5 protein-coding genes are annotated in these 5,619 nt (G+C 59.0%); 2 read left to right on the top strand and 3 right to left on the bottom strand.

Annotation, left to right across the window (positions count from 1 at the left end; translation table 11 throughout):
* Positions 1-56: 56 nt before the first annotated feature.
* Entirely contained in the window at positions 57-590 is a 534-nt protein-coding gene (locus NP596_RS19470) for a hypothetical protein (RefSeq protein WP_256617064.1), read from the top strand.
* A 58-nt stretch (positions 591-648) separates the two neighbouring features.
* Positions 649-1,674, top strand: coding sequence for a zinc-dependent alcohol dehydrogenase family protein (locus NP596_RS19465; protein WP_256617063.1), 1,026 nt, complete (start codon positions 649-651; stop codon positions 1,672-1,674).
* 47 nt (positions 1,675-1,721) lie between these two features.
* On the opposite strand, the gene NP596_RS19460 is transcribed toward NP596_RS19465, so the two are convergent.
* The 3 genes from NP596_RS19460 to NP596_RS19450 all read right to left on the bottom strand — a co-directional run.
* Positions 1,722-4,373 carry a sensor domain-containing protein gene (locus NP596_RS19460; RefSeq protein ID WP_256617062.1) on the bottom strand — a complete coding sequence of 884 codons (2,652 nt, stop codon included), beginning with the start codon at positions 4,371-4,373 and terminating at the stop codon, positions 1,722-1,724.
* Positions 4,370-4,822: a hydrogenase maturation protease gene (locus NP596_RS19455; RefSeq protein ID WP_256617061.1), complete on the bottom strand. Its 453-nt coding sequence runs from the start codon at positions 4,820-4,822 to the stop codon at positions 4,370-4,372. Before NP596_RS19455 ends, NP596_RS19460 begins: the two co-directional genes overlap by 4 nt.
* A gap of 3 nt (positions 4,823-4,825) precedes the next feature.
* A partial coding sequence (locus tag NP596_RS19450; RefSeq protein WP_256617060.1) for a nickel-dependent hydrogenase large subunit occupies positions 4,826-5,619 on the bottom strand: 794 nt, incomplete at its 5' end.

Below are 5,619 nucleotides of genomic sequence, written 5' to 3'. Positions count from 1 at the left end.
GGCAAGGGTGCCGCCGAGCCTAGCCAATCGTCAAAATTTCAGCGTTTTGCCCAAACATGTCGAACCCATTCCCCAGTCCGCACTATCCGAAATTCAAATTGCTGATTTTGGCCTTGCTGAGTTTAAACGCCGTCACCTACGCCATCGTCGACACGCTTACCAGCGCCATGGACGCCCTGACCTGGCTGATTTTGCTGGTGATTTACGAACTGGAGACCCATGGCGGCAAGCCGCCGGCCGCGGAAAAGACGCTGGAACGGGGCCGCACCGCACTGATCGCGGTGATTGTCTGGGTGTTTTTCAGCTATTTACGCGACAGCGAATGGCTGGATGTCGGCAATTCCTTGCTGTGGTTTGCACTCATCGCCTTGATGGAACTGGAAGTCCGCCGTCCGGATATCGTGATTCAGCATGCCGCCGCATGCTGGATGGCGACCATCGGCATCTTCGCCGGCCTGCTGGCCATGGCCGGCATCTGGCTTTGGCGGCAAGCCTGGCTGGATGCTTACGACGCCTTGTTATGGATAACGGCCTTCGGCTTTATTGAAGCCGATATTTTTCAATTGCTTAAACCTAAAAAAATCGGTTGAGCATTCTAAAACCGGCCCGACGGCTCGGCAATCCGCTAACTTGGATAGGGTGAATCCCATGAAGGCAATGGTATTGGAAAGGCTCTGCACGCTTGAAAACAACCGGCGGCCCTTAACGCTAACGGAACTGCCGAAACCGCTGCCTTCGGCGACGGAAATACTGCTCAAAGTCTCCGCCTGCGGGGTTTGCCATACCGAGCTGGACGAAATCGAAGGCCGTACGCCGCCGCCCCGTTTGCCGATCATCCTCGGCCACCAAGCGGTCGGCTTGGTCGAAGCCGCCGGTGACCGGGCCGGTAAATTCCGGGTTGGCGACAGGGTCGGCGTGGCCTGGATCTTTGCGGCGTGCGGGACCTGTAAATTCTGTCTGGCGGGCCAGGAAAATCTCTGCCCGGATTTTGCCGCCACCGGCCGAGACGCCAATGGCGGTTACGCGGAATATATGACCATCGATGAAAGCTTCGCCCACCCCCTGCCCGCCACCTTTTCGGATATACAGGCCGCTCCCCTGCTCTGCGCCGGCGCCATCGGCTACCGTTCGCTGCGTCTGACCGGATTGAAAAACGGCCAGCGCCTGGGCTTGACCGGCTTCGGCGCCTCGGCGCATCTGGTATTGAAAATGGCCCGCTACCGTTTTCCGGACAGCGAAATTTACGTGTTTGCCCGTAGTGCCGAGGAAAGGGCTTTCGCCATGGAACTGGGCGCGGTATGGGCCGGGAACACCACGGACCGCGCGCCGCGCAGGCTCGACGGCATCATAGACACCACGCCGGCTTGGGAACCGATTGTGGCGGCCCTGGCAAACCTGGAAGCCGGCGGCCGGCTGGTAATCAATGCCATCCGCAAGGAAGGCGGCCGCGACAGCCTGTTAACGCTGGATTATCCGCGACATCTGTGGCTGGAAAAAGAAATCAAAAGCGTCGCCAACATTACCCGGACGGATGTTAGGGCGTTTTTGGCCTTGGCGGCGGAAATGCGGCTGCAACCGACGGTGCAGGTATTTGCGCTGGAACAGGCCAACGAAGCCCTGCTGGAGCTGAAAACCGGCAAAATCCGCGGCGCCAAGGTGCTGAAAATAGCTTGAGGCTGCTTGAAATCCGCCGGATCGCCTCTATCCGTTAATCGCCAAATCTATGTTGGTGAACGGCGGGGGCGGGCGCTTTCTTTCAGTAATTTCAGGTAACTTTCGGCGTCGACGGGCCGGCCATAGTAATAGCCCTGCGCTTCGTCGCAACCCAATTCCTTGAGGAAGGCCGCTTGTTCCGCGGTTTCTATTCCTTCCGCCAATACGGTGAGATGCAGGTTGTGGCCGAGGGCAATGATGGCACGCGTGATGGCCATGTCGTTGCTGTCTTGCGGAATGTCCATGACGAAAGAACGGTCGATTTTCAGTTTATCCACCGGCAGGCGTTTCAGATAACCCAGCGAGGATTGGCCGGTGCCGAAATCGTCGATGGCCAGGGTTACGCCCAGCGCGCGCAAGTCTCCCATGATGCGGACGTTTAGTTGCGCCTGCTGCATGATGTAGGTTTCGGTAATTTCCAGTTCCAGATGTTTCGGCGGCAAGCCGGTATCCGCCAATACCTGTGTGACGGTGGCCAGGATGTCGCTACGCTCGATCTGCACCCCGGACAAATTGACTGCCATGCGCTGGAAATCGTGGCCCGCATCCAGCCATTGCTTGGCTTGGCGGCAGGCGCTGCGCAATACCCATTCGCCGATGGCGACTATCAATCCGGAATCCTCGGCGATCGAGATGAACTTGTCCGGAGGAATCAGGCCGTGCTCGCGATGGCGCCAGCGCAACAAAGCCTCCGCGCCGATCAACCGGTCGTCGGCCAGCGCCAGTTGCGGTTGATAATGGACTATCAGCTCCTCTCTCGCCAGCGCGTCGCGCAGTTCGCTCTCAAGAAACAAACGTTCCCGGGCGCGCTCGGTCAGACGGACATCGTAATACCGGAAAATGCCGCGCCCCTGCTCCTTGGCCTGATACAAGGCCAGGTCGGCATGCTTGATCAGCGTGGTGGCGTCCTCGCCGTCTTCGGGATAACAACTGATACCGATGGAAGTGCCGATTTCAAGTTTATGCCCCTGGGCCATGAACGGCTGGGCCAGCCCCGCCAAGATTTTGCATGCCACATATTCGACAACATCGTGATTTTCGGTATCCTCCAGCAGCACGATGAATTCGTCGCCCCCCAACCGGGCTACCATATCGCCATGGCGCAGGGTATTCTTCAAGCGTTGCGCCACCGCGCGCAGAAGCTCGTCTCCCACCGGATGCCCCAGGCTGTCGTTAACGTGCTTAAAGCGGTCCAGATCCAGAAACAGCACGGCCAGGGTCCGGCCGCTACGGCGCACTTTTTCCAAGGACTGCTCGCAACGTTCCACAAACAGTTGCCGATTGGGTAAATCCGTCAACGAATCGTAATAGGCTAAATGATGGATATGTTCCGCCGCGCGCTTTTGCTCGCTAAGATCGTAAAAAACCCCGATATAACGGATGATTTGGCCATCGCTGTCATGCACGGCGGAAACGCTTTGCCAAAGCGGCAATGATTCGCCATTCTTGCGGCGGTCCCAAATCTCGCCTTGCCACTTGCCGGCCAGCTTCAGCGTGGACCATAACTTCCGATAGAATTCCTTGTCATGGTAACCCGACTTGAACAGGTTGGGTTTTTGGCCCAGCACTTCTTCGGAACCATAGCCCATGATTTCGGTAAAGGCGCGATTGACCTTGATAATACGGGCATTGGCATCGGTAATCAGAATTCCGTTCAAACTGCTTTCGAAAACGCTGGCCGCCAAAACCAGCTGTTCGTCGATCAGGCGCTCGGCGGTAACATCCTGCACCGTGCCGACCAAGCGGCGCGGCTGCCCTTCCGAATCGGCATGCGTAATAAAGCATTTGCGCAGCCATTTCACCCGGCCGTCCGCCAACAACAGCCGATGGTCCACGCTAATGGGCTTATCGGCCGTCAGCGAAACCGAATACGCTTTATCGACCGCGGCGCGGTCGTCGGGGTGGACCAAGTCCAGCAAGTCCGGAAAAGATAATGGCCGGGTTAGCGGATCGATTTCCAGAATGCGGTAAATTTCTTCCGACCACGTCAGTTCGCCGCTCGCAAGATCCTGCTCCCAGTGGCCCAAATGGGCGATATGCTGCGCTTCCTTCAGCAGGTTTTCGCTGCGATGCAGACGCTCTTGCTGTTGTTTGAGCGGACTGATGTCGGTTGCGCACACCACCGCGCCCTCTTCCTTGCCTTGCCGGTTGTACTGGATACTCGCTTCCAGCCAATAATGCCGATATTGGCCGTCGCGGCCCAGCAGCCTGTGTTCCGCCGTATAGTTACCCGCCCGGTGCGCGGCCTCGAACAGCGGCGAGTAAACCGGCCAAGGCAGTTTGCCGAGCATGTCGGCCAACGCTTGCCGCTCATAGGGATGCAGCCATTCGTCCAGCACGTGCTCATCCAGCTTCCGGTCCGCCACGTCCAACATTTCGCTGCAGCGCTGGTTAATCTGCCGCAAGCGGCCGTCCGGCCCCAGCAGTATCATCAACGCGCCGGTGGTATCCATGACCCGCTGTAGAAAAAAGCGCTGATTAAGCTGGCGCTGATTGGCCTCGCGTAGCGCATTGCTTTGCGATTCCATGGCGCGAAGCAGGCTATCGGTCTGCTCCGCATCCTGGGACATCTGCTGTTCCAACGCGGCATTGGCAAGCCGTAACGCGGTTATTTCGGTACGCAAGCTTTCCAATTCGCTTTGCAGGCGGGTATCTTTCATGCCGTATGGTTTAGAAAATAAGGACTTAACAGCGCCACCGTCTCGTCGACGGCTCTAGCCGCCGCCACCGACAGGCCCGGCTGAAATGGCGTGGCGGCTGCTATTTCGGCGGTAACGATTTGAATACGCGGCATGGGTTCCGGCAGCGCCGCCAAGGCGTGCAATAAATAGCCCACGCCCATGCCATGTCCCGCCAACGAGGCTTCTGCCATGACCGTTTCCGGCAAGGGCCGGCCGAGCCGGCCGGGTTCGCCGGCCGGAGCCCCGGCATCGACGATGATTGCTTCATCGCACCCTTGAAATAACAGCAAAGCCGCCAATCCTGGCGTACCGGCGTCGAAAATGCGCAGGTTTTCAGGCAACGGCAGCCGGGCAAGCCGCTGATAGACGGCAACGCCGAAACCATCGTCGCCGTGCAGCGGGTTACCGAAACAAAGAATGTGGCGCATGGATTAAGGCGCAAAGCGCACGCGTTTGCCGGTATCCAGCATATGCACGGTGCAGACCAGACAGGGGTCGTGAGAACGGATGACGTGGCCGATTTCCACCGGGTTATCCGGATCTTGCACGGCCAAGCCGACCAGACTCTGCTCCCAATGCCCGGGTACGCCGCCGCTGTCGCGCGGCGACGCGTTCCATGCCGTGGGCGTGACGATCTGGTATTTATCCACTACGCCGTCCTTGATACGCAGCCAATGTCCCAGCATGCCGCGCGCGGCCATCACCAAACCGTAGCCTTCGCCGTCAACCTCTTGCGACTTGGGCGTATCCAGAAAATGCGGTTCGTGCATGTTTAAGGCCAATTCATCCAACATGCGCCGCGCATGCAGCAGCTCCAGGGCAACCCGCCGCACCCTGGCGAACTGGCGCAACCAAGCATTACCGCCCTCGGCGGCGTGCAGGGACGTAATCAAGGCATCGCCGGCTATCAACAATTCGGCCAAGGGTCCGGTTTGCACCACCCTGTCGCCGTAGCGCGGCGCCTTGGCCCAGGTATAGCGGTCGCTGTCGGGTTGAAAATCCGGAACGGTTTCGCCCTGCCAGGGGTGGCGCCCGCCTTGGTAGGGGCGAAACCAGGAATGGCGCACGTGCTCGTTGATCAGCCGTTGATCGAAAATCTCGACCTTGCCGGTGTCGCCGTTATAAAAACCGCCGGGCAACAGGCGGGCATCGGCATCAAAGGCCCAGCGGCCGGGATCGCACCAGGAACCGCAGCTGAGCATGTGCGGCGTGCCGGCGGCCAGAC

Origin of the sequence: Methylomonas rivi, assembly GCF_024505165.1 — a bacterium.
GTDB classification, from domain to species: Bacteria; Pseudomonadota; Gammaproteobacteria; order Methylococcales; family Methylomonadaceae; genus Methylomonas; species Methylomonas rivi.
Note: the sequence above shows the minus strand (reverse complement) of the source record. Positions and strands in the feature narration are given on the sequence as shown.

Excerpts from the sequence above, each read along its gene's own strand:
- NP596_RS19455 (WP_256617061.1), bottom strand. The coding sequence starts at position 4,822 with ATGCGCCACATTCTTTGTTTCGGTAACCCGCTGCACGGCGACGATGGT.
- NP596_RS19460 (WP_256617062.1), bottom strand. The coding sequence starts at position 4,373 with ATGAAAGATACCCGCCTGCAAAGCGAATTGGAAAGCTTGCGTACCGAA.
- NP596_RS19465 (WP_256617063.1), top strand. The coding sequence starts at position 649 with ATGAAGGCAATGGTATTGGAAAGGCTCTGCACGCTTGAAAACAACCGG.
- NP596_RS19470 (WP_256617064.1), top strand. The coding sequence starts at position 57 with ATGTCGAACCCATTCCCCAGTCCGCACTATCCGAAATTCAAATTGCTG.